This is a genomic window from Bacillus sp. B19-2, from assembly GCF_022832475.1.
Classification (GTDB): Bacteria; Bacillota; Bacilli; order Bacillales; family Bacillaceae; genus Bacillus; species Bacillus paralicheniformis.
The window spans coordinates 597,473-621,149 of sequence record NZ_JALHKQ010000001.1 but is presented as its reverse complement, the minus strand read 5'-3'; the positions used below and the strand labels follow the sequence as shown (position 1 = coordinate 621,149).

Sequence of the window (23,677 nt, the reverse complement as noted above, 5' to 3'; positions counted from 1 at the left end):
TTATCGGCTGACAGCAATTTGCCGCTTTACTCATACCTCAATGCATCAATCGGATGAAGGCGGGCCGCTTTATTGGCCGGGATGAGGCCAAAGATAACTCCGATCGCCATGCTGAACAGAACGCCTCCGAGGACCACCTGCCAGGAAACGAGCGGCGGCCAACCGGCAAAAAACGATACGAGAGCTGCTCCGCCGTATCCGAAGCCGATGCCAAACACCCCGCCGATCAGCGTGATCAAAGACGATTCTATTAAAAATTGCATCAGAATCTGGCCTCTTGTTGCACCAAGCGATTTTCGAATCCCGATTTCCCTCGTCCGTTCCGTGACCGACACCAGCATAATATTCATGACGCCGATCCCGCCAACGAGTAAAGAAATGCCTGCAATTGAGCCGATGAACATCGTCATTATTGTTGTAATCTGGCTGATGCCGGCCGCTATGGCCTCCATGTTCATCACTTCGTACGAGTCCGTAGTGCCGTGATTGTTATTGACGGCCGCGGCAGCCTGCTTTCCGACGGCTTGCAGATGGTCGGCAGATTCAGCTTGAACGGAGACAGAGTCATAGTCGCTGATGCCGAAGGACGATTTTAACATTGAAAACGGAACATACATCTCATTCATCCCCAACGCAAGCAGCCCGGTTTCTTCTTTTAATACGCCGATGATTTCAACGGGCTGGCCATTTATCCATACGGCGCGGCCGAGAGGCGACTGCTGAGAAAAAAGTTCCTCCGCAAGTTTCGGCGAGACGACGGCGACCCTGCTTCCAGCATTGTAATCCTCTTCTGAAAACTCTCTTCCCTTTTCGACTTCCATCGAATTGATGCTGATATATCCGTCATTAATGCCGTTTACAGTGGCATCGGTTTTTTCATCCCGGAAGCGGACATTCATAGACTCGGTAGTTTTCGCAACGACATGCTTCACGCCTTCGAGTGACTTTAAACTTCTGATATCTTCTTCGGTGAAGCCGGCGTCTAAATAGGCGTTGGGATTGGCCGTTAATTCTTCATTGCTGGGCTGATAATAGATTTCGACCGTGTTGCCGGGCCCGCTGATCGTCTGCTTGAGCATCTGCTCTCCTCCTTGCCCCGCTGCAACAACGACAATAACAGAGCCTACACCGATAATGATTCCGAGCATTGTTAAAATCGATCGCAGTTTATGGGAAAGGATGGAACTTAACGCCATTCTCAAGTTTTCGATGAGATTCATTGCACCGTCCCCCTCCGCTCTGTTTCCGGCGAGACGATCACACCGTCCCTCACCATGATGATCCGGCTTGTATAATCTGCAATCTCCGGTTCGTGGGTGACGAGCACCACCGTCGTTCCTTCCTCATTCAATTCGGTGAATTGCTCCATGATGTCCCGGCTTGTTTTCGTATCGAGCGCTCCGGTCGGTTCATCAGCCAATATCAGCTTCGGTTCATTGACGATCGCTCTTGCGATGGCTACACGCTGTTTTTGGCCGCCGGAAAGCTCGTTCGGCAAATGGCGCATCCTGTCCTTAAGCCCGACTTTTTCAAGCGCCCGTTCGGCCCGCTCCCGCCGCTCTTTTCTTGGAATGCCGGAGTAGATCATCGGAAGCTCCACATTCTTTATGGCATTCAGTCTCGGCAGAAGCTGAAACTGCTGAAAAACAAAACCGATTAAACGGTTTCTGACGCCGGCAAGCTCCCTTTCGCCATATGCTGAAATATCCTCGCCGTCCAGCCTGTAAATACCCGATGTCGGGCGGTCAAGACAGCCGATAATGTTCATGATCGTTGATTTTCCAGAACCGGAAGGCCCCATGATAGACAGATATTCACCAGACTCAATTTTCATATTGATCTCCCTGAGAACATCAATGGTTTCCCCTCCGATTTGGTAGCTTTTTTTCACGTGGGAAAGCTCAATCATTGAAGCTTCACTTCCGTTCCGCTTTTCATGTCCTCAGCCGGGTTTTCGATAACCGGGTCCTTGTTCGTCAGACCGCCGGTAATTTCAACGAGGCCATCTGCTTTCTCGCCGGTTTTGACATTGATCCGTTTCGCCTTTCCGTCTCTGACTGCATACACGTATGATTGATCATCATCCTGCTTGACGGCACCTTCAGGAAGAGCCTGAATCGTTCTTTTATCCGTCTGGATTTTGAGAATCATATTGAAGCCGGGCTTTGCTTTAGGACGCTCCCCTTTTATTTTGACTTCAAACGGATATTGAACAGCTTGTTCCTTTCCTCCCGCAGCACCTGCAGTCGCCTCTTCTTCGGGAACTAATCCGACTTGTGAGATTCTGCCCCGCCACTCTTTATTTTGGATGACATCAGAAGTAATGGTCACGTTCTGTCCCTTTTTCACTTTCAATGTGTCATACTCTGACAGCACGCCTTTAACAACAAGCTTGTCCTCGTTACCTATATGTATAACCGGCTTTTGAATATCCGATTGCTTTAAGGCGGCTTGTTTATCAACGGTGATCACTGTCCCGTCAATGCCGCTTTTCACTTGCAGCGCTGCCGATTTTTTCTCGAGCGTTTCCTTTTGCAAGTCGGCTTGTTTCAGTTCAAGTTGAAGCGATTTTTCTTCCATTTCAAGCTGTGACCGTTCGTCATCAATCTGCCTCTTGGCTTTTTCCGCTCCGAGCTCAGCCTTCAGCTCGTCTTCCTTGCTTTTTAGGCTGCTGATTTTTCGCTTAACCTGTTCAAGCTGGAGCTCCTTCGATTGAATGGATAAAGCATTCTGTTCTTTTTCCAGGCGCATTTCTTCGTTCGTATAGGTGAAAAGCACATCTCCTTTTTTCACCTTGTCGCCTTCTTTTACTTTGATGTCGGCAATTTTTCCTTTTTCAGGTTCAAAATATTCGTATTGTTCATTGGCAAACTTTAGGGTGCCCGGAACCATGACTTCAGAAGAAATCTCTTTCTCTTCCAATTTCACGGTTTGGACCGCTGTTTCAGCCCCTCCGCCCGTTTGCACCGAGCGGTAGAGGTTGAGTCCGATAAAAAGCGCAGCAGCCCCAACAATGATGATGCCGATCCATATTTTTTTCATTTACATTGCTCCTTCAAATGTATCGAAGAAATTCATCGCGATTCCGGCTGTTAATGCGAGCAGAATGGAGATCGCAAATAAAATAATCACACCGGTCCAAGCCGCTTTTTTGGAGATCCCCCCAACCTTTTGGAGACCTAGTGCAACCAATGCGAGCGACCAGATGGTGAAAATATCAAATACACCCAATACCGATTTAAGCGGCTCGTCTGCCGGGATGATGCTGCTTAAAGATGTGACGGCGATCGTGGGATCAATATTTGAATAATAGATCACAAGTCCGCCTATGAATTGCCCGATAGCCACAATAAAATGCGTAAAAACAGACAGCGAAAACATATGAACAAAATCGGTTGTTCCTCTTCCGATTTTGACAATCAGCCAATAGATTAAAGCGCTGATCAGCATGGCGATCACAGAACCGAAAATCCCGCCGATGATGCTGAATCCCTTCATAGCGGCTTGAAATGCTTCAGCATCCGGCATTTCTGCTAAATCGGCAGATAGCGGTATTTTTTGACTGAGCATATACCCTGCGGTAACCGACAAGATTAAAACAATGACAAGCGGAAACCAGAAAGCAGGCTTTTCTCTCATTCTCTCAAACTGTTCTCCGGGATGGGTAATCAATCCGAACAATGACGGATTTTTTACTTTTTCAGTTTCTAAATGCGTTTCCATGTGTATCCCCCTTAAAAATGAATTACCAGTTTATACGCAGAATGGTCTAAAATGTTTCACATCTGTTTTCTCAAAAAAACGCCCCGGCCGCATTTCAGAATATGCGGCCGTGGACGGTTTCAGTTTAGTTTCGCTGAAACATTTGATACTGCGCTTTCACCAGCTCATAATACATTCCACGTTTTTCGATTAATTCCTGGTGATTTCCTTCCTCTATTTTCCGGCCGTGGTCAAGAACCAGGATTTTATCCGCATCCCTTATCGTTGAAAGCCTGTGAGCGATCATAATAGCCGTTCTGCCATGGAGCAGGGTTTTCAATGCAGCCTGAATCTTGACTTCCGTTTCTGTGTCAATACTTGCGGTTGCTTCATCAAGGATCAGAATGCGGGGGTCTGCCAGGAGTGCCCTCGCAAATGAAATGAGCTGCCGCTCACCTGCCGATAATACATTGCCGCGTTCCTCCACTTCTGTGGCGTATCCATTCGGAAGCGCTGAAATAAACGAATCGGCCCCGACAGCTTTTGCTGCTTCGATCACTTCTTCATCGGCGGCGTTCGGACGGCCAAAACGAATATTTTCCATAATCGTTCCGGAAAAAATAAACGTATCCTGCAGCACGATGCTGATTTGCGAACGAAGATCGGAAAGCGAGATATCGGTAATCGGTATTCCGTCCACTTTGACAGTCCCGCCTGTTGCATCGTAAAACCTGCTGATCAGATTCGCGATCGTCGTCTTCCCTGATCCTGTATGTCCGACAAGCGCGAGCGATGTTCCCGCCGGCACCTCAAATGAAATGCTGTGCAGCGCCTTGCGATTGCCGTCATAAGAAAATTCCACCTGTTCAAATTCGATCCGGCCTTTTAATTCTTTAATTTTGACCGCATCTTCCTTGTCTGCGACACTCGGTTTTTCATCCAGAAATTCAAATATCCTCTCCGACGAAGCCATCCCCATCAACAGCTGGTTGTAGACTTGGCCGAGCCTTGAAATCGGCTCCCAGAACATTCCGAGATAGAAGGCGAACGAGACAAATACACCGATCGTAATCGTATCATTGATGATTAAGCTTGTGCCGTACCAGATTAAAATGGCCGTCCCGACGGCGTTTGTCATTTCTACAAGCGGGCGGAATGTCGCATTTTTTTTCGTCGCTTCCCGCCAGGCTTCAAAGTTCTCGCTGTTGACGCCTTCAAAATACATCATATTCTCTTTTTCCTGCGTAAATGCCTGAGTGACGCGGATGCCTTGAATGCTTTCATTCAAATGTGAATTCAGCTTGGACTGCTTTAAGCGCACCTTTTGCCAGGATCGCCGGATTTTCCTTCTGAGATTGGTAGAAATAAAGAACATAACAGGCAGCGTCACCATGATGGCGATGGTCAGCTCAGGACTGAGCGAAAACAGAATGACGATAATGCCAAAGAGAAGCAAGACATCCATCAATAGATTGATGACTCCGCTTGTAAATAATTCCTGAAGAGAATTGATGTCATTCATGATCCGGACAAGGATGGAACCTGCCGAACGCTCGTCGAAAAAGCGGTGTGACAGCCGCTGAACATGCGTAAATAAATGCTGTCTGAGATCATAAATGACATGCTGACCAAGCTTGTTCATCCAGCGGATTCTCAACACATTGCTAACATAATTGACAAGATATAATCCGCTGATGACGGAGATCAGAATCACAAGAAGATTCATATCCCGGCCTGCGATTGCTTTGTCGAGCGCATAGACGCCGATCAAAATCGGCACCGTCAGCCGGATCGCCGCCGAGATCATGACCGTTAAAAAGGAGAGCGGCAGCAAATTTTTTCGGTAAGGCTTTAAATATTTGAGCAGCCTCCACATCTGTGCCCAGTTAAAAGGCTTTTCAATGATTTGGTCTGAAGTATAAAAAAACCGGTTCATCAACGTTTGTTTTTTCGCCTGATTTTCCATAGCAAGAGCCTCCTATCCTGCAAAATGCGGCTCATTCAATACATTTTGATCTTTATACTGCAAATCAAAAATCCGTTTGTATAAACCGTTTTCTTCCATTAATTGTTCGTGTGTTCCCCTTTCCTTGACAACACCTTTATCAAGCACAAGGATTTCGTCGGCATGCTTTAAGGATGAGATTCTGTGAGCGATGATGAACGTCGTCCGATCCCGCATCACTTCCCGCAATGCAAGCTGAATACGGTGCTCCGTTTCCATGTCAACGGCACTCGTCGAATCATCGAGGATGAGAATGCCCGGGTTCAGACAAATCGCTCTCGCAATCGCGATTCGCTGTTTTTGGCCTCCGGACAGTCCGAGCCCCCTCTCGCCGAGCATCGTATCGTATTGGTTCGGAAGCTCCATGATAAAATCGTGCGCCTGGGCTCTTTTCGCGCTTTCGATGATCTCTTCCATTGATGCATCAGGCTTTCCATAAGATATATTTGACCTGATCGTTGAGGAAAATAAAAACGATTCCTGCGGGACGACGCCGATATTGGAGCGCAGCATCTTTAATGAGTAGTGTTCAAGCGGCTTGCCGTCGATCGTGATCCGGCCGGATGTCGGCTCATAAAAGCGGCTCAGCAGTTGAATGATACTGCTCTTTCCTGACCCCGTCGCACCGATTAACCCGATCGTTTTGCCGCGCTCGGCTTGAAAAGACACCCCATGCAGTGCTTCAGCGTTTTCTTTTGTATATTGAAGGGAAACATCGCTGAATACGACATCACCGTTCAGTCTGCCGTTTTTCACCGCATGTCCGCTGTCGGTGATTTCCTCTTGGGCATCAAGAATTTCCAGCAGCCGCTCTCCTGATGCTTTCGCTTGTGAAAACAGGTTGATGACATAACCGAGGTTCATGATCGGCCACATCAAGTAATTGACAAGACTGAAAAAAGCGACAAGCTCCCCCGGTTTTAAGCTGTTTTGCATCACGAGCCAGCCGCCGAACGACAGCAGGGCAACGAGGCAAATATTGCCGATAAACTCCATCAGCGGAAAGAATTTCGACATGATAAACGAAACGTTTAAGCTTTTATTTCGAAAATGGTCATTTGAATGAGTAAAGTTTTGAATCTCAAAATCTTCTTTTGATAAAGATTTAACGGTATTCATGCCGCTGATATTTTCCTGAACTTTCGTATTTAAACGAGCGAAAGATTTTCTTATGTTCCGAAAAGCCGGATGCACTTTTTTATCAAACCTGTAGACAACCGCTCCCAAAAACGGCAGAGAAGCAATCGTTACCAGAGTCAGCGGCACAGAATAAGAAAACATGACAGACAGACTGAAAGTGACAAGCAGGATAAAGCGAATCGCCTCAGCAAAGCCGAAAGATAAAAAGAATCTGATACCTTCGACGTCAGCCGTAAGCCTCGACATTAAATCTCCCGTTTTAGCGCTGTCATAATACTTGAACGGCAGACGCTGCAATTTCGCATACAGCTCTTTTCTTAACCGGTAGACAGAGCGGATTCCGAACATATCTCCAAGATACTGATGAAAAAAAGTGGCTGCGCCCTTCGCCGCCATGACAGCGATGAACCCGAGGCTGATCCATATGACCAAACCGTACCTTCCGCCGAGAATCACTTCATCAATTGTCATTTGCAGAATAATCGGGTAAACAACAGTGATCGCCGTCATCAAAAGCATCGACACAAGCGACCACAAGAACATTTTTTTATAAGGCCAATAAAAATCTTTTAGTTTTTTAAGGGACTCCATTTGCACCAGCACCTTTCCAATTCATGTAAAACAAGGACACATCATCTAATATATCGGTTTGCGAAATAAAATTCCACCGATTTTACAAAATTCAGACTTATTATGGAGTTTTCCTCCTTCTTTCGCTTGAAATAAAGCATTTTTAAAATGTGACAGTCAATAAAAAATAGTTTCTTGTTGTCAAAGGAAATTTTTTGATGAATGAAGGAAGATGATGTAAAATAATAGAAAATGTTATCAAATTATGAATGACGGAGTTGATTGCAATGGCGAAAAGAGAGGCTTTAAAAAAACAGCTTCTCCTCTTAGGTGAATTGGAACAAAGAATCTGGAAGGACTTCCGGAAAGAACGCGAAGGGATTTACGCAAGGTTAGGAGAACTTGACAGACAAATCCAGCGACATAGACGTTCCACTAAAGAGTATTATGCAGCACATTGCGTAGACATTATTAAACAGCAAAAAGGAAAAATTGTAACGACAAAAGAATTGAAAATGAAACTGAAAGAAAGAACCAATTTTAATGTTCACCGTATTAGTGAGCTTTATGACTTGATTCAAAAATTAGAACCAAACATTTCGAAAGAACGGCGCGGCTGTTTTATTTATCTGGAAAACGCTTCGAAAAAAAACGTCGGTCGGTAACAGGCTCTACGCCTGAACCGACCGACGTTCTCAACCTCCGCTGACCGGGGGAATAAGAGCAACCGTATCTCCAGACTTAACCTCACTGTTTCCTCTTCTGTACACTTCGTTGACAGCGATCATCGCCCTGTCCGTTCCCTGAAGATTGTAAGTTTCTTTTAAAAACTGTCTGATGTCGTCTGTTGTCGTTTTTTCTTCATCTATATCAATGCTCTGCGCACCCGCTTGTTCGGCAAGCTGGGCAAACAGTAAAACTTTAATCAATGGTCAGCACCTCTTTTTCTGCCGGAAGCCGCTACTTCCATATCTGGTTTCCCTTCCGGGTATTCAGTTGTCTCAAGCTGGTCGCCGATCCAAGTCTCGCCATCCTCCCAATGTTCTTTTTTCCAAATCGGGACAATTTGCTTTATCCTTTCGATCGCATATTCGTTCGCTTCATACGCCGCTTTCCGGTGAGGTGACGACACCGCGATCACAACAGCCGCGTCAGAGATGTCCAGCCTACCGGTGCGATGGGTAATCGCTGCAGCTGTACCGGGCCATTTTTCATTGATCTCTTTCCCGATCTGAGCAAGCATGCTGACCGCCATTGGAACATAAGCTTCATATTCGAGATAGAGGGTCTTTTTTCCATTTGTCCATTCTCTCACTGTTCCAATAAACGTCGTGATGGCACCGGCTTCCCTTCTTTCAACTTTTTTGACGATATCTTCGATGACAATCGGCTCTTTTGTTATAACAAATCGTTCAGACAAACGCCTTCCTCCTTTAGATGATTCAGAATAAAAGCCACGGCGCTCGGGTCTTCAATATGAAAGGCTGGAACATCCGTTTTCGGCTCGCTCTTTTGATAAATGACGGCGATGATGCCGTCCAATTCCTCCAAGAGCTGACAGTCCGCTTCGTTTCTGACCATGACAACTTTTTGATATGGCGCATGTTTAAATCCTTCAATGAGCAGACACTCAACCGCTAAAACGCCATAAGCGGCAATCAGTTGATCAAGCGTCCACTCGCCGCGCGCCGTCAGCTGAAAAACGCCTGCTCCTTCGACGCCGGACGCAGCCGCTCCAGCCCGAAAAAAGCGGTCAGAATCCTTTCCCTCGGCGAAAACATCCGGTTCTCCTCCATGTCCGTGGTGTTTCAGGCAGCCGATCTTGACTCCGAGTTGATCGAGCTTTTCCGCCAGTTTTTCAACGAACGTCGTTTTGCCGCTGTTTTGGTACCCTACGATCTGGAGGATTGGAAAATGTGCGGCCACAGCTCTTCACTTCCGTTCTCATCCCGGTATAAAAGAACATGCACTCTTGCCCCGGCCTCATAGCCTCTCGTTCCGCCCGGCAAAACCATCAGCGCATTGGCATCTGCCAGAGACGTGACGGCGCTCGATTTATCCAGACCGACAGGCTCCGCATGAAGCGCGCCGTCTTTAATGGATACAAACGAGCGGACAAACCTTGTAAACGGATTAGGTTTTGGAAAACCCTTCCTTAAAACCGCTTCTGCACATAAAGAATACGGCTTCTGATGATGCAGCCAGGTGCGCAGGGACGGTTTGACAAACAGCTCAAATCCAACGAAGCAGGCTGACGGGTTCCCTGACAGCCCAAACAGTAATTTGCCGTTTAATTGAGCAACAGTCGTTACACTTCCCGGACGCATCGCCACTTTATTAAACAGGACCTCGGCACCGAGCTTTTCGTAAATTGCCGGCAGAAAATCAAAGTCCCCTACGGACACCCCTCCGGTCGTAATCAGAAAATCCACCTTGTCCAAAGCTTTTTCCACCGCTGCAAAGCTTTCATCAAATCGATCAGAAATCTTTCCTAAATAAAGGGGTTTTCCGCCTGCCTCTTCAACCTGGGCGGCCGCCATGCCTGCATTGCTGTTGCGGATTTTTCCGGGAACGAGGGGATCGCTGACATTCAGAAGCTCCGTTCCGGTGGCAATGATGCCTACCACAGGCTTTTTGACTGCAGGTACCGCTGCATATCCGAATGTTGCAAGCAAAGCGACGACACCCGGCGTGATCCGGGTTCCTTTCTTCACAAGAACTGATCCTTTTCTCGCATCTTCTCCGGTTTTTGAAATATTTTCTCCCGGCTCCAATGAGCGCTTTAACACCATATAGTTTTTACCGTCTTCTGAGAAGGTTTTTGTCAGCTCAAGCATGACTACCGCATCAGCGCCCTCCGGAATCTGCGCTCCGGTCATAATTCTGACAGCTTGAAAAGGCCCCAGCGTTTTACCTGACACGGCTCCGGCTCCAATGTGATCAACCACCTCGAATTGCAGCGGATTTTCCCGCGAAGCACCGGCGGTATCGCAAGCTCGGACAGCAAAGCCGTCGTACGGCGAACGGTCAAAAGCGGGTACGTCGTGATCAGCCTTGACATCTTCGGCTAAAAATCTATGGAGACTCTCCTCAAGGTGGATCCACTCTGTATCTCCCTGCTTCCGGTGCCGAGAGACACGCGCAGCGGCTTCAAAAACTGGAATGGGCGTTCTTTTTTCAATCATTAAAAAAACCTCCTGTTGTTACATTCCGATGACTCTCGCCAATATGGAGTTGGCTTCTTTTATATCATTTGTGCCGTGAACAAGGGCTCTTCCATCGTTAAATATGACGATTCTGAATGTCTCGTATTGTACATGCAGCAAATAATCATTCGCTTCCACTTTTCCGATGCCCGAAAGTTTTTTCCTGAGCTCCTCTTTAGGCAGCCGTTTTAACATATCGCTGCGAATTTGGACGGTCTCTCTTCCGCACAGCACGTCGGCTTTTTTTTGGCTCATGTTGCTGAGAAAAGGATAAACCGGCGTTTCTCCGCACGAAGGACATGTCTCATTGCGGCCGATCTCCATTCGGAAGTGGGTGTTCGCCCATAAATCAAATGTGACAAAAGCGGTTTGAAGCGCATCTTGGTTGTCCGTTAAGATTTTTAAAATTTCAGCTTGCTGATAAGCCGACACCATTTGAACGGCCGGCGAAATAATCCCCGACGTGTCGCATGTAGCCCCGCCAATCGGAACATCTTCAAACAGGCAGGTAAGGCATGGCGTTTTTTTAGGAATAATCGTCATATACATGCCCTGACTGCTGACACAAGCGCCGTAAACCCACGGAGTGCCCGTCTCTTGGGCAAGGTCATTGATGATCATGCGGGTCTCAAAGTTATCCGTTGCATCGATGACAGCATCCGCTTCTTTGATCAGCGGTCTGAGTGTTCCCACGGTGCCGTCGGCAACATATGTACGAAGCTCAACATCGCGATTGATCTGGGAAAGGCGTTCTTTGGCGGCTGCCGCTTTCGGAAGCCTTTCCTCCGCGTCTTTCTCTGTGTAGAGCTGCTGCCTTTGCAGGTTGCTCCATTCCACATAATCGCGGTCTATAATAGACAGTGTACCGATGCCTGCGCGAACAAGCCCCTCGGCAGCCGACGTGCCGAGCGCCCCGGCTCCGACGATCAAAACATGGCTCTGCCTGATTCTGTCCTGACCCGCCTGTCCGATGTTTTGATATCTGATTTGTCTTGAATACCGTTCATGCATCAGGATGATCCCCTTTACTTCCTTTTCTCTATCATATCATTTTTCCGTCTGCTGTTTTTTGAAAAACCCTTTTCGAAAAACCCTTGCAATCTATAATAAAATATTTCATCCCGGAAAGAACGGTTCTATTTTATCTAAATCCGACTTTTTATTGACATTTATAAATTCCCGCGGCTCTGCCCCGACCGTATCAGCTTCAATATACTTGACGTGAATGCGGTCGAGAAAACTGCTGATCTTCAGCTCGTTCTGCTGAAGCTGTTCGAAGAGGACGGATTTCACCCTTCTATTGTAAACGGCAACAAGCGGCTGCGCCCTACCGTCTGCGACCGGCACGACGGCGTCATCTGCCGGGGTCATCTGCCGTTTTAAAGCCGATATGGTCTCCTGCCGGACAAGCGGGGTATCACAGGCCGAAAAAATATAGCATTCCCCTTCCGCTCGCTCCATGGCTGTGTACATACCTGCAAGCGGCCCTTTCCCACTGAAAGGTTCGATATCTTCCAGCACCGCTTTTTCTCCGAGCTCTATAAACCGCTCCGTCAGCCCCGGACGGCTCAATATCAAGACGTCGCCTCCCAGCGCCTGTTTGCACCATTGATAAAGCGGCTTGCCTTTCCAGCGGGCAAACGCCTTCGGTTCCCCAAAACGGCGCGAAAATCCCCCTGATAATATGACATGTATTTCTTTCATGCAGCTCAACCTTCCTTCACGTGTTCCTGCCTGCGAACATCATAGCAAAATTTTAGAAATCCGAACAAGTCTGTAAAATCTCTTTTTCAAAAGGCATGGCGGGTTTCATTTATGCATATTGTAGTTGTAACATCAATAGGGGGCTGGTCACCATGAAAAAAACATCGGGTTCGCTGCCTTATTTTCATGATTTATCACAGGAAAACCTTTTTTTAAAGGCGGAGCTGGCAAGATCACATCAATTGATACACGAGCTTGAAGCAAGCTATTTTCATCAAAAAAATCATAAGCTTAACCAGGAAAACGCCGAGATGAAACAGCAGCTTCAGCAGCTGTCAATCGAACTGGAGCGGGTCTCGGCAAACAAGGAAGACGAGTCGGCCGAAACGCTCAACCGGATAAAAAGCGAACTGCTGGGTAAAATCGTTGTTCTTCAGGAACTCCTTCAAAAAGAAACCTATGCAAGAAAACAAGAGATAGAAAAAAAGCACCGCCTTCATTTAACAAATGTAAAAGTCGAAGAGGAGAAAAAAAGCTTACATAGCCAAATAGAATATGAAAAGCTTCATGCGGAAAAAGAAAAAACGCTGAGGGAAAAAAAGGAGCAGGAGCTCAAAAACGCTGCCCACGAAAATGCCCGCCTGAAAGACGAACTTCACGCTAAAGGTCTTCAGCTCAAACAAATCGAAACAGATGTTGCGGTATTAAAAGAGCGGGTGACAGAAACGAAAAACCGCCTTTTGGAGGCTGAAAAAACAAAAGAAGCGCTGTTTTACGAAACGATTCTATCCTATAAAAGGCAGCTCGATGAAAGTGATAAGTGGATCGCTTCTCATTTTGCCGATATTGATACGTCTCAGCAGACGGAGAAGGCGCTTGAACAAAACGAAGAGCTTTTTGAACGGTCTGAACAGATCGAGGCGGTGCTTCAAACAGTTACGGAGCAAGTCGATCAGCTCCAACAGCAATTGAGCGTCATCAAACAAAATGACACGAAAATGGATCAGAAAATAACCGAGTGGAAAAAACAGACGAAAGAAGAAACCACCCCGCAAAAATGGGTCTATCAAATGAAACGCAAAGACAAAGAAACAAAACCTTTAAATTGAATACCACTTTAAGGGATAATTTGGATTTTATAAAAAACCGCTTGAGTCGATTGTCTCAAGCAGTTGATTACGGCGGCGGCGTATATAGCGGCCGCCTTAGTGCCCCTCAAAATAGAAACGCTATCTGGAAAAGCAAGGGTTTGACTATTGCTGCTCTGTCTCGGTAGAAATCTCACCCTCTAATATATATTGACCGCGGTATGGTTTTTTGACTTCCGGGTACATTTTAATCAGGCTTTGCATAAAGGTTGTCATATTAGGGATCTCAAGTCCGCTCTCTTTTTCGATTTCTTTTTGAAGTTCGGAGCTTTTGATGGCCGCATTATGGCGTTTTAATGTTTTAATCGCCGCTTCACGCAGTTTTGCAGCTTTTGAGCCTGGACGTGCTGTACCCCTTCTGCGCCTTGTCGTTCCATCTGGAATTCCGGCAGGCAGTGAGGAGGTTTGCGGAGAAGTCTGCTGCTGGTTCTTTTGAGATGCTTGCGGCTGCTGCTGTTGTTGCTGATAGCTCTTCATCTCCTGCGCAGCTAATTCAGCTAAAACAGGGAGAGATTCCGTTTTACGCTCCGGGCGAAAATCTTTTTTTGTATCATTAAAGCTGGATGGACGATCCAATTCACGCAGCTTTGCATATATATTATCCCGCTCAATTTGATACTCCCTAATCACCTTAACCTCAGCCTCATTCAGCTGCTCCAATCTTAAACGCAATGCTTCCCTCTCGTTAAACATACCGTTTATACCCTCCTATCAGAATAAATAAACCTTCCAATAAAAATATTAGATTACCAAACTAATTTTATCAACTATTTTTTCGTTTTTCTACTGTTGCTTTCCGTTAAGAAAATAGAACTAAATTTCCGGAAAACTTGAAGCCTGAGGAGTTTTTGAAGCATTTCGGCCTACTCTAAACCCGTTGTCGAAAAATGGTAAATAATGAAGGAACCTAGAAAATTACTTTTCAATGAAACATAATTTACGATTAGACTCTACTGTTTAATCATGATGGAAAGTGTGAAATATCAATGATTATTCCGGCTTATAAATCCAGAATATTCAAAATTGACAGATTTCACTTGTCGAATTCACAGTCTGTTGTGCACGGGGAAAGTCAGAAAAACTCCTGAAACAAAAACAGGACATAAGACTCATCAAATGAAATAAACAGTGTCTAATGAATTATTTGTCGAAAGGGGCGGATAGAGGAAATTTTTTTATTTTTTTTTTGCGATGAGGAGCCGAATAAATAAAAAACCCCATGAAAACGGGGCTTTTCAATTTTATTCAGCAGACTGTTCTGTTTCGGCAAGAACACGGTTTACACGTTTTTCGAGCATTTTCATCCCGCTTCCTCCAGCTTGAAAATGGCGAAGCTGGCCTGTTTTATCAAAAACGTAATAAGCCGGGACATATTCATTTTCGAAAGCGTCAGTCAGCTTATGGTCGCTGTCAACAAAAACAGGCTGAGTAATATCATGTTCTGCGGCAACCTCTTTGATTTTATTCAGGTCTAAATCGTCTTCTGAACGCGGCATATGCACGGCCACCACGTTTAGTTTATCGCTGTAGCGGTCGCGGAATTCATTGACTTGCGGCATCGCCTCTTTGCACAAGTGGCAACTGATCGACCAAAAATGAATTAATGTTGGCTTTTCTCCGATAAGCTGCTCTTTTGTCACTTCTCCGTTTAACCACTCTTTTGCACCGGTCAGTTCCGGCATCGGCTGACGTAATTTCATGATTTTTCCTCCATTGTCATTTTTGTCGATTAAAAAGGTCTAACAAATGTTAGACCTTTCCAATCTGATTTCTAATTTGAGAATAAAAATTAAAGAGTTGCTTGACCCGGTTTCCAGTTTGCAGGGCAAAGACCGCCTGTTTGCAGCGCTTGGAGCACGCGCAATGTTTCGTCTACATCACGGCCGATATTGTTATGGAACACTGTTTGATATTGAAGTTCGCCTTCCGGATTAATGATGAACAATCCGCGAAGCGCCACACCTTCTTCTTCAATCAGTACGCCGTATTCACGGGATACTTCATGGTTTGTGTCGGCAGCAAGCGGGTATTTCAGCTGGCCGAGACCGTTCTCTTTGCGGTCTGTGTTAATCCATGCCAAGTGAGTGTGGATGGTGTCAGTTGAGACGCCAATCACTTCTGCATCAAGGTCTTCAAACTCGTCATAGCGGTCAGACATTGCTGTAATTTCTGTCGGGCACACGAAAGTGAAGTCCATAGGATAGAAGAATAGAACCGTCCACTTATCATTTTTCATGTTTTCTTCAAGGCTTACTTTTCCGAATTCTTTGTTTGCAAGAACCGCTTCCATTTCAAAGCGCGGCGCTTGTTTACCTACCATGCGTTCTGCCATTTTATGTATCCCTCCAATTGTGATTTTTGGGTTCTGCTACCCATATCAAAATGAGAATTTAAATATTAAATTCTCATTTAGTTAATAACATCACATACATCACTCATTATAATACTTACCATATTTTTAGTCAATATTAATTGATAATAAATTTAAATTAGCGGTTGTTCTTTTCTAAGCCTCTAAAAAAAGTGTAACATGCCTCCAGATGAGGAAACAACTCTTTAACACCCGGCAGCCGTTTTTTTGGAAAAACAAGTTAAAACCGAAGCTGGAACTTCGGTTTTATGTCTAATTACTGAAGTTTTTGCTCAACCTGCTGACAGATTTCATCGGCAGTTAAACCTGTCGCCTGGATGACAGATGCTCCGGTCATCGTATCTGAAATCCCGAGCATGTCAGTGTCCAGACCAGTGACAACACAGCAGTCGCAGCCTTTTGCATCGTCTTCGGTTTTCATCGTTACAACCTCATACCCTTTTTCCTTCAAAGCAGCCTCGACATCAGAAAGAGATTGTTCGATTCCGATTTTTTTCGACATGAAGAAACACCTCCACCAATTAAGATGCCACGTTTGCCGATTTTTTATACCAGCCGCTTGGTCTAATTGGCTTTGGAAGAGAAATAAGCCGTCATGACGCGGACTGCCGTCTCAAGCGCTTCCTCTTTCGGCTCAAGTTTGGCATGGTGAAGCCCGTAAGGTGAATCGACGCCGAGCCAAAACATGAAGCCCGGGTACTTTTTCAACATATAGCCGAAGTCCTCCCCTGTCATCGCTTCTTTTGAACGGACGACCTCTGCAAGGCCGTTTTCAGAAACGAACTGCATAAAGTCTTCAACTAAACCGCTTGAATTATAGACTTGATAATATGCGGCAGGATAGCTGACTTTACCGCTGCATTGATAAGCTGTTTCCAGCCCTCTTACCATGGCCTCGATCCTTTTTTTCACCTGTTCCATTGACGCTGGGGACAGCGTCCTGATCGTCCCTTCAAGCCTTGCTTGCTGAGCGATGATGTTTTGTGCCGATCCGCCTGTAATCGTCCCGATGGTGATGACAGCACTGTCCAGCGGATCGACATTCCTGGCTACGATCGACTGCATTTGCGTAACGAGCGAACTGGCGGCGACCACCATATCTTCTGCAAGGTGGGGATATGCGGCATGCCCGCCCTTTCCTTCAAGTTCGATTACAAGCTCTGACGTATTGGCAAAGAGCAGCCCGCTTTTCGTTCCGATCGTTCCGACCGGGAGCTCAGGCGCGATGTGCAGCGCTGTGATCATGCTCGGCTCCCACTTTTTAAACAAGTCGCTTTCAAGCATCGGCTCAGCGCCGCCCGGTCCTTCTTCAGCCGGCTGAAACAAAAACAGCAGATCTTGTTTAACCGGGTGGCTGACGAAATGATCGATGATGCCGAGGGCAATCGTCATGTGGAAATCATGCCCGCACGCATGCATCCTGTCCTGATGAACGGAAGAAAAAGGGTATCCGGTATCTTCCCGAATCGAGAGCCCGTCCATATCCGCCCTGTACGCCAAAATCTTTTCAGGGGCTTTCCCTTTAACCTTTACAAACAGTCCGGTTCTCCACTTTTCAATTTCAATCCGGTCTTCCGGATGCTTTGCTAAGTGGTTCAAAAGATAAGCCTGTGTCTTATATTCCTGAAAACCGAGTTCAGGAATTTGGTGCAGCTCTCTGCGAATCGCTGCTAATTCGTCCAATTTCATCTTTCTAACCTCCCCGGCGATATGAAAATGCGTGGATTGTCACATCCACGCACTTTTCGCTGCCGCTTCTTAAAGCTGGCGCAATTCCTGTTTGATTTCTGTTTTGCCTTTTGTTTTCTCATCGATGTCTTTGATTTTTTTCGCAGGAGTTCCCGCGACTACCGTGTAAGGCTCAACATCTTCCACAACGATCGCGCCGGCAGCAACGACGGCTCCTTTTCCGACAGTCACGCCTTCAAGTACGACGGCGTTTGCACCGATGACGACATCGTCTTCAATAACGACAGGTTTTGCTGAAGGAGGCTCAATGACACCGGCAAGCACGGAGCCGGCTCCGATGTGGCAGTTTTTGCCAACGGTAGCTCGTCCGCCCAGCACGACATTCATATCGATCATCGTTCCTTCGCCGATCACAGAGCCGATGTTGATGGAAGCTCCCATCATGATGACGGCGTTGTCGCCGATTTCCACTTGATCGCGGATGATCGCACCCGGCTCGATGCGCGCTTTAATATTTTTCAAATCGAGCGTTGGGATCGCCGAATTGCGGCGGTCGTTTTCGACAACATAGTCTTCAATTTTGCCTTTGTTTGCTTCGAGCGCAGCTTGAATCTCCGCCCACTCTCCGAATACAACCCCAGTATGCCCTGTAATAAAAGGCTTGGCTGAAGCGCCGAAGTCAATTCCTTCAAGATCGCCTTTCACATACACTTTAACAGGTGTTGATTTCTTACTATTTTGAATAAATGAGATAATCTCATTTGCATCCATCATTTTCATTATGTAAGTCCTCCTTCTCTTTTTCTCCTCATTACTGTATCAAAGGAAAGATTTAAAAACAAGAAAAAAAGGAAAGGGGCGTCCCGTTTCCTTTTTTATCAAATGTCATGCCGGCACTTCACATTTCTTTGCAAAATCCTTACCGAATTGAAGCAGCATATCTTCTTCTTCATCCTCCGGATTCATTTCGATTTTGACGGACGGAAGCACCGTGTCTCCGCCAAGCTCTTTGATTTTGTCCTCAAGAATATCGACGGCACCGCAAAAATGCTCGTAAGAAGTATCTCCGGACCCGAAAACAGCAAACGTCTTGCCTGTGAAATCCATCCCTTCCATATCATCGTAAATATCCAAAAACTCATCAGGGAGATCCCCGTCGCCCCATGTATAGGCGCCAAATATCATGTGCTGATAATCGTTAAAGAGCGCCGCATCTACATCCATCGCTTCATGGCGGTCCACTTCAGCCCCGCCCTCAACAAGGCCTTTTTCGATTAAATCGGCCATCGCTTCTGTATTTCCAGACATGCTTGCATAAACCAGCAAAACTTTCCCCATCGTTATTCCTCCTATAAAATCAGTGGGCTGCAGCAGGCTGTTCATAAGGCCTGACAAATTTGCATTCATAAAGACCTGCGCAAAAGAAGTTCTCCTTTTGATTGGCCACTCTGAATCCATGCCCTTTAATCGTGTCAAACCATTTCAGCTCTCTTTCAAAGAAATCAAGCCGGTAGATTCTTGAAAATCCGTCTCGGTCTTGAGCCGATGTGACATAGATGATTCCGTTGTCTTCGGACACATCCAGGAATGATTCTTCATGCTCAACAAGGCCCTGCCTGATTTGGATTTCATCATTCGTGTGGATGTTAACCAAATTGACCGCACCGTGATTTCCTTTTTTGGATCCCATCGCACAAACCAGCCATTCGCCTTCAAATGCGATCATCGAAGCGGTCATGCGGCCGGTTTCTTTTTTGATCAAAAAAGCCGATTCTGCTGCCAAATCGTATGCCCAAACACCGCCATGCACTTCATGAATCTGCGTTCCGATGTAAAGGCGCTCCTCATGGAGGCACAGAGAGCGGATCACGGGCGGATGACTCAAACCGGAAAACGGCTTGACGATTTTCCATGAGACGCCGAAATCCTCTGATATGTAAATGCAATGCTTCCCATGGGCACAAACAAAGCCGTCCGTTCTCCCTGTAATCGACCAAATCGTGGCGTTTGTCGGAAAGCTTGAGATTGACCAGGTTGTTCCTTGGTCAGACGATCTGATAATCGTTCCCCTCTCCCCTGCGCCGAATAAATAATCGCCGATATAGGTGATGGAACAAATCTTGCTTTTTAATTGAAAAAGCTTTGTCCAGCCTTGTTCAAGTGAATAGTGAAAAATCCCTTCCCGCTTGATGGCGACAAAGTAACCGGAATGCTTTGCCGAAGCGACGGCCGTCGCACCTTTATGAAACATGGGACTCAGCCTGCCGCTTTTCCTGTTCTGCCCATCTTATAAAACCTTCGGCAAATTCCTTGCAGCACTCGGCATCTTCATCCGTTTCGGGGGCAAGTTCTATTTTCAAGGTCTCTCGATAAAGATCGGCGCCGGTTCGTTCGAGCATGCTGTAAAACGTGTTGACCGCTTCACAAAACCGGGGGTATGCATAATCGCCGGACCCGAAGCATGCCGCTTTCTTTCCTTTAAGGTCAAGCGTAGAGACCTCGTCGTAAAACGATTCCGCTTCATAAGGAAGATCCCCGTCTCCCCATGTGTAGGTGCCGATTAAAAGAAGATCGTATTCAGCCAAAGAGTCGGTATCGACATCATCCATTTCCTGAATTGCGACATCAAAACCGTTCTCCCTCAATATATCTTTGATGATCATCGCGATATCCTCCGTGTTGCCGGACATGCTGGCATATGCAATTAATGCTTTAGACAACAGAATCACCTCTATTATTGATAATGATTTTCATTATTATATAGATACACTTTAAATGATAATGATTATCAATGTCAATAACTCACACAAAAAAAGCAGCCCTCTTCTTGGAGTCCTGCCTTTCTGATGTTTATTCAATTGCCGTACATGCTTTCACAACCTCTACAAACGCCTGTACTTGCTTCAGCTGAAAAGCCGGCTCATAACCGAGCAGCCACGTATCTCTGCCGATTGCTTTTCCTTTAGCATCAAGCAGAGGGATTTGATGAACATGGTTCCCGCTTCCGTGAAGCGTCACAGATGGAAGGATCGCATAACCGATTCCGTGGAAAGCCATCTGTTTGCATGTTTCAATTTGGTCGACAATAATGGTCTGCTTTGGCGACGTTTTGAACTTTTGGTGCCACCAGTGCTGAATTTCCTGATAGTATGTGCTGTCGCTTTTGAACTGGATGAACGGCCGTTCCGTTTTGGCAATGTCCTCAATGTTTCGGATCTCTGCATCGACAAGGTACAATTCGTCCCGCATCAAGTAGTGCTTCGGCCCTTTCCATTCCGGGTTTCCTCTGATAATGCCGACATGAACATGGTCTTCGTAGAGGCTTTTCAGCATTTCGCTGCTCCAGCCGGTGACGAGTGAAATTTTCACGTTTGGATATTGTTTGACATAGGTTTTCAGAACGTTGGGAAGCCAATGCTGCCCGATGATCGAAGCTGCTGCCAATTTGAGCGTACCGTGAATCTCGCCCTCCAGCTCATCGATATTCTCTCTCACTTTTTCCTGTTCCAATGTCACATCTTTTGCAAACTGGATGATTTTTTCTCCGGCAGACGTAACGGTCAGCCCTTTTTGCGATCTTAAAAAAATTTTCGTTCCCCATGATTTCTCAATGGTCTGCAGGCGCTGGGACAAAGCCGGCTGGGAAACAAACAGGCGTTCAGCCGCTTTCCGCATATTTAATTCTTCCGCAAGAACGACAAGCATGTGGAGCTCTTGAAGCTGCATGGACATTCCTCATTCCAATAAGTTTTTCTTATCATACATTTAATCAAACGGCTGTTTTTTAATCAAGCGGGAAGTCTGGCTTCGGAGAATGTGCGGAGGGTTTGGTGGAGCGCTGCAAATAAAAAATAGGCCGCTGCCGCGCCTATTTATTCAACGTTCTCAAATGCTTATTCAGCTGTTTTAACACGACACGCCTTGTAAATATGCCTTCGAAAACCTGCTCTTCATTTTCGACACATACAAACGCGTTGTTGATGACCAGTCCGAATCCTTTTAAGATCGGGTCGTCAATTTTCAAGCGCGGGATGTCTGTCAGCATGACTTCTTCAACATGAATCTTGTCAAGCTTCTCAAATTCGATTCGTTCCAAGCCGAAGATTTTATCCATGATCATATTCGTTCCGATTAATCCGTGCAAACGGAAAGAAGCATCAAGTACAGGGATCGCGGTATATCCGGTTTTCGTCAATACGAGAAGGGCATGTTCCAGATTATTTCCGACTTGAACATGGGCTACTTTATCAGCATCGATCATAAACTGACCTACTGTCGTTTCAAGAAGTTCATCTGATTGCAAACTAATCATGATTTTTCGACTCCTTTTCAGCTTTAATCCATCAACGCATATTTTCCCTATACTACAATAATATAAACGATATCAATATTTGTCGAAAACTTTCCTTTCTTCCAAGGTCAGTTTATCATTACATATCCTTTTAGGAAACAAAAAAGATACTCTAATGAGTATCAATTGATATAATCTGACCTAATTTTCAGACCGGACACGGTCGTATAAGGTAACCAGTTTTTTATATGTCAGGCTATCCACATTTTTTGTACCCGTTTCTATATCATTGATCTCACTGCTTAGTAGCTCTACGGCATACTCATGGTCCAAAAGTACGTTCAGCAACAGTTTTCTCTCTTCTTCTGAAAAGCGTTCCATTCTTAACCAGCCCCCTAATTGATTTAGCTAGAGTCAGAAACGATATGTTCTCTCTAGTTTCTATAGGGCTAGAATATGAAATTGCAATTCAAACGTCAACCGCACATTTCGACATCTGTTCGATTATCTTTCAAACAATTATTTTGTGTACCGGTTTGCATAGCTTGAAGCTGTGTAGGAGTCAGGTTTAATTTTGGCGCAGATCCCCATCGAGGTGATCCGACCTGTCATTTCCTGGATTAAATCCTTTGTCATTCCTTTTTTTCCGATATCCAAATGAACTTCAAGGGTTAAATCTGCTCCCTCGTCTGTAAACGGAAGAAGCAGATCCATAATTTCATTAAAGTAATCATTTAAAAGATATGCGGCAATCTCTTGGCTGTAAGCTGTTTCAAGCGATATTTTCTCCCTGAGGCTATGTATCGGTCTGTTGACAACCGTGTTTTTCAGACAGCCCCACGCTCCTTTGCCCTTGCGGTGCAAATGGATAGCCGTGATAAACTTTGTGCAGTTCTGATGGATTTGCGAGTCTGTTCCGACGGACAGCAGATAGCTTGCCCGCGGATCTTGGCGTATGAACGCCTTCAGTCTCCCGATCACTTCAGGAAATGTCATTTGATCTTCAGAAAGATTATAAAAAAGAAAAGAATCAGCCATTGGAATGCCCCTTTTCATTTTTGATCTGCACCGAAGATGGAACGATTCGTCTGTCTGCTATCCTTTTTTGGTCGGTATATTTTTCAAGCTGAACCCGCAGCTGTCACATCTGTAAATCACATTCTGATTGGACTGGGCTGTCAGAACTTGATCCATATGCTCGGTTGTTTTGCAATGCGGACAAATAACGCTTGGAAAAGCTTTCATGCCATATCCTCCTATTGCTGAAGCAGTTCAAAGATTTCGATTGAAATCATATCGATGTTGTCAAACGGAAATGTGGTAGGCTTATCGCCTTTTTGATAAACTGTCAGCTCAAATGTTTGGTTTTTTTCAAAATATTTTACGCTGCAAATTTTTTCTCCGTTTACTTCAAAATTGCGCTGCGTCGGTTCTCCGGCAGCCTCCGCAGTCTCCTGCAGGCTCTGCAGTCTCGTGATGATACCCATTAATTGTGACATTCTAAAAAAGACTCCTTTCAAAAAAACAACTTCAGGATCAACAAGTATTAATTATAATACAAGTTCTACAAAGCATCATACCACAAAGTATCAGCCGATGACATTTTTCCTTTCTGATCATGAAAAAGAAAAACCGCTTTTCATAGTTTGAGTTTTCTTTTTTCATGTCATACATGAAAAATATTTTTTTGACTGCAAAGGAGCCTATTTTAACCACCAATTTAGATTTATGGAGGAACAGGATTGTCTTATTCCTGTCCCACACCTAAAGCCCAAAAATCCCGCAGCCATTTGCAGTGCGGGATTCCATGCAAATAAAAAACTTGGCGGGGGCAGCGCCAAGTTTTTTAAA

The 23,677-nt window shown here is 45.7% G+C and carries 29 protein-coding genes; 2 read left to right on the top strand and 27 right to left on the bottom strand.

Annotated features, from left to right (window positions below; all coding sequences use genetic code 11):
* Window positions 1-26: 26 nt before the first annotated feature.
* The 6 genes from MST20_RS03255 to MST20_RS03230 all read right to left on the bottom strand — a co-directional run bounded on the left by MST20_RS03255 (window position 27) and on the right by MST20_RS03230 (window position 7,438).
* On the bottom strand, window positions 27-1,220 hold the full coding sequence (locus MST20_RS03255) for an ABC transporter permease (protein ID WP_243940093.1): 1,194 nt from the start codon (window positions 1,218-1,220) through the stop codon (window positions 27-29).
* Window positions 1,217-1,909: an ABC transporter ATP-binding protein gene (locus tag MST20_RS03250; RefSeq protein ID WP_243940091.1), complete on the bottom strand. Its 693-nt coding sequence runs from the start codon at window positions 1,907-1,909 to the stop codon at window positions 1,217-1,219. Before MST20_RS03250 ends, MST20_RS03255 begins: the two co-directional genes overlap by 4 nt.
* Window positions 1,906-3,042, bottom strand: coding sequence for an efflux RND transporter periplasmic adaptor subunit (locus tag MST20_RS03245; RefSeq protein WP_243940089.1), 1,137 nt, complete (start codon window positions 3,040-3,042; stop codon window positions 1,906-1,908). The genes MST20_RS03250 and MST20_RS03245 overlap by 4 nt, the downstream gene beginning before the upstream one ends.
* Complete coding sequence (gene yknW, locus MST20_RS03240) at window positions 3,043-3,723, bottom strand: YknW family membrane protein (protein ID WP_243940087.1); 681 nt, start codon at window positions 3,721-3,723, stop codon at window positions 3,043-3,045. It abuts the gene before it with no gap.
* Window positions 3,724-3,847: 124 nt separating this feature from the next.
* Window positions 3,848-5,668, bottom strand: coding sequence for an ABC transporter ATP-binding protein (locus MST20_RS03235; RefSeq protein WP_243940085.1), 1,821 nt, complete (start codon window positions 5,666-5,668; stop codon window positions 3,848-3,850).
* A gap of 12 nt (window positions 5,669-5,680) precedes the next feature.
* Window positions 5,681-7,438 (bottom strand): ABC transporter ATP-binding protein, encoded by a 1,758-nt coding sequence (locus MST20_RS03230; protein WP_243940083.1) that lies wholly within the window; start codon window positions 7,436-7,438, stop codon window positions 5,681-5,683.
* Between the two features lie 266 nt (window positions 7,439-7,704).
* Here MST20_RS03230 and MST20_RS03225 point away from each other — a divergent pair, with 266 nt between their 5' ends.
* Window positions 7,705-8,082 (top strand): Rok-like winged helix domain-containing protein, encoded by a 378-nt coding sequence (locus MST20_RS03225; protein WP_243940082.1) that lies wholly within the window; start codon window positions 7,705-7,707, stop codon window positions 8,080-8,082.
* Window positions 8,083-8,112: 30 nt separating this feature from the next.
* Here the strand turns inward: MST20_RS03225 and moaD are convergent, their stop codons facing one another.
* From moaD to mobA, 6 genes are all read right to left on the bottom strand, one after another.
* Window positions 8,113-8,346, bottom strand: coding sequence for a molybdopterin converting factor subunit 1 (gene moaD, locus MST20_RS03220; protein WP_165426882.1), 234 nt, complete (start codon window positions 8,344-8,346; stop codon window positions 8,113-8,115).
* Window positions 8,343-8,837: a molybdenum cofactor biosynthesis protein MoaE gene (locus MST20_RS03215; protein WP_243940080.1), complete on the bottom strand. Its 495-nt coding sequence runs from the start codon at window positions 8,835-8,837 to the stop codon at window positions 8,343-8,345. Before MST20_RS03215 ends, moaD begins: the two co-directional genes overlap by 4 nt.
* A complete protein-coding gene (gene mobB / locus MST20_RS03210) occupies window positions 8,816-9,343 on the bottom strand; it encodes a molybdopterin-guanine dinucleotide biosynthesis protein B (protein ID WP_243940078.1) in 528 nt (175 codons plus the stop codon). The genes MST20_RS03215 and mobB overlap by 22 nt, the downstream gene beginning before the upstream one ends.
* A complete protein-coding gene (locus tag MST20_RS03205) occupies window positions 9,310-10,602 on the bottom strand; it encodes a molybdopterin molybdotransferase MoeA (RefSeq protein WP_243940076.1) in 1,293 nt (430 codons plus the stop codon). Before MST20_RS03205 ends, mobB begins: the two co-directional genes overlap by 34 nt.
* An 18-nt stretch (window positions 10,603-10,620) precedes the next feature.
* Window positions 10,621-11,634, bottom strand: coding sequence for a molybdopterin-synthase adenylyltransferase MoeB (locus MST20_RS03200; RefSeq protein WP_243940074.1), 1,014 nt, complete (start codon window positions 11,632-11,634; stop codon window positions 10,621-10,623).
* Between the two features lie 105 nt (window positions 11,635-11,739).
* The gene (gene mobA / locus MST20_RS03195; RefSeq protein ID WP_243940073.1) at window positions 11,740-12,327 is read right to left on the bottom strand and encodes a molybdenum cofactor guanylyltransferase; all 588 of its coding nucleotides are present in this window, start codon (window positions 12,325-12,327) and stop codon (window positions 11,740-11,742) included.
* A 152-nt stretch (window positions 12,328-12,479) separates the two neighbouring features.
* Between mobA and MST20_RS03190 the strand changes: the two genes are divergently transcribed.
* A complete protein-coding gene (locus tag MST20_RS03190; protein WP_243940071.1) occupies window positions 12,480-13,436 on the top strand; it encodes a coiled-coil domain-containing protein in 957 nt (318 codons plus the stop codon).
* Between the two features lie 144 nt (window positions 13,437-13,580).
* On the opposite strand, the gene rok is transcribed toward MST20_RS03190, so the two are convergent.
* The 15 genes from rok to MST20_RS03115 all read right to left on the bottom strand — a co-directional run bounded on the left by rok (window position 13,581) and on the right by MST20_RS03115 (window position 23,325).
* Window positions 13,581-14,168 carry a transcriptional regulator Rok gene (gene rok, locus MST20_RS03185; RefSeq protein ID WP_020451209.1) on the bottom strand — a complete coding sequence of 196 codons (588 nt, stop codon included), beginning with the start codon at window positions 14,166-14,168 and terminating at the stop codon, window positions 13,581-13,583.
* A gap of 548 nt (window positions 14,169-14,716) precedes the next feature.
* Window positions 14,717-15,175 (bottom strand): redoxin domain-containing protein, encoded by a 459-nt coding sequence (locus tag MST20_RS03180; RefSeq protein ID WP_020451208.1) that lies wholly within the window; start codon window positions 15,173-15,175, stop codon window positions 14,717-14,719.
* An 89-nt stretch (window positions 15,176-15,264) separates the two neighbouring features.
* Entirely contained in the window at window positions 15,265-15,807 is a 543-nt protein-coding gene (gene ahpA / locus MST20_RS03175; RefSeq protein WP_020451207.1) for a biofilm-specific peroxidase AhpA, read from the bottom strand.
* A gap of 295 nt (window positions 15,808-16,102) precedes the next feature.
* Complete coding sequence (locus tag MST20_RS03170; RefSeq protein WP_003181323.1) at window positions 16,103-16,348, bottom strand: YkuS family protein; 246 nt, start codon at window positions 16,346-16,348, stop codon at window positions 16,103-16,105.
* Window positions 16,349-16,410: 62 nt separating this feature from the next.
* The gene (locus MST20_RS03165; RefSeq protein ID WP_243940069.1) at window positions 16,411-17,535 is read right to left on the bottom strand and encodes an N-acetyldiaminopimelate deacetylase; all 1,125 of its coding nucleotides are present in this window, start codon (window positions 17,533-17,535) and stop codon (window positions 16,411-16,413) included.
* A 69-nt stretch (window positions 17,536-17,604) separates the two neighbouring features.
* A complete protein-coding gene (gene dapD / locus MST20_RS03160) occupies window positions 17,605-18,315 on the bottom strand; it encodes a 2,3,4,5-tetrahydropyridine-2,6-dicarboxylate N-acetyltransferase (RefSeq protein ID WP_075753069.1) in 711 nt (236 codons plus the stop codon).
* A gap of 105 nt (window positions 18,316-18,420) precedes the next feature.
* Window positions 18,421-18,873, bottom strand: a complete 453-nt coding sequence (locus tag MST20_RS03155; protein ID WP_243940067.1) for a flavodoxin — start codon at window positions 18,871-18,873, stop codon at window positions 18,421-18,423.
* 19 nt (window positions 18,874-18,892) lie between these two features.
* Window positions 18,893-19,786 (bottom strand): WD40/YVTN/BNR-like repeat-containing protein, encoded by an 894-nt coding sequence (locus MST20_RS03150; protein WP_243940065.1) that lies wholly within the window; start codon window positions 19,784-19,786, stop codon window positions 18,893-18,895.
* Window positions 19,776-20,255 (bottom strand): flavodoxin, encoded by a 480-nt coding sequence (locus MST20_RS03145; protein ID WP_243940064.1) that lies wholly within the window; start codon window positions 20,253-20,255, stop codon window positions 19,776-19,778. The genes MST20_RS03150 and MST20_RS03145 overlap by 11 nt, the downstream gene beginning before the upstream one ends.
* A gap of 130 nt (window positions 20,256-20,385) precedes the next feature.
* Window positions 20,386-21,261, bottom strand: coding sequence for a LysR family transcriptional regulator (locus tag MST20_RS03140; RefSeq protein WP_243940062.1), 876 nt, complete (start codon window positions 21,259-21,261; stop codon window positions 20,386-20,388).
* A gap of 142 nt (window positions 21,262-21,403) precedes the next feature.
* Window positions 21,404-21,847: a cyclic-di-AMP-binding protein CbpB gene (cbpB, locus tag MST20_RS03135; RefSeq protein ID WP_003181307.1), complete on the bottom strand. Its 444-nt coding sequence runs from the start codon at window positions 21,845-21,847 to the stop codon at window positions 21,404-21,406.
* 180 nt (window positions 21,848-22,027) lie between these two features.
* A complete protein-coding gene (gene abbA, locus MST20_RS03130; RefSeq protein ID WP_003181305.1) occupies window positions 22,028-22,207 on the bottom strand; it encodes an antirepressor AbbA in 180 nt (59 codons plus the stop codon).
* A gap of 138 nt (window positions 22,208-22,345) precedes the next feature.
* Window positions 22,346-22,864 (bottom strand): ribonuclease H-like YkuK family protein, encoded by a 519-nt coding sequence (locus MST20_RS03125; protein WP_020451199.1) that lies wholly within the window; start codon window positions 22,862-22,864, stop codon window positions 22,346-22,348.
* 57 nt (window positions 22,865-22,921) lie between these two features.
* Window positions 22,922-23,071: a hypothetical protein gene (locus MST20_RS03120; protein ID WP_165395389.1), complete on the bottom strand. Its 150-nt coding sequence runs from the start codon at window positions 23,069-23,071 to the stop codon at window positions 22,922-22,924.
* An 11-nt stretch (window positions 23,072-23,082) separates the two neighbouring features.
* Window positions 23,083-23,325, bottom strand: coding sequence for a YkuJ family protein (locus MST20_RS03115; RefSeq protein WP_003181299.1), 243 nt, complete (start codon window positions 23,323-23,325; stop codon window positions 23,083-23,085).
* Between the last annotated feature and the right edge of the window lie 352 nt (window positions 23,326-23,677).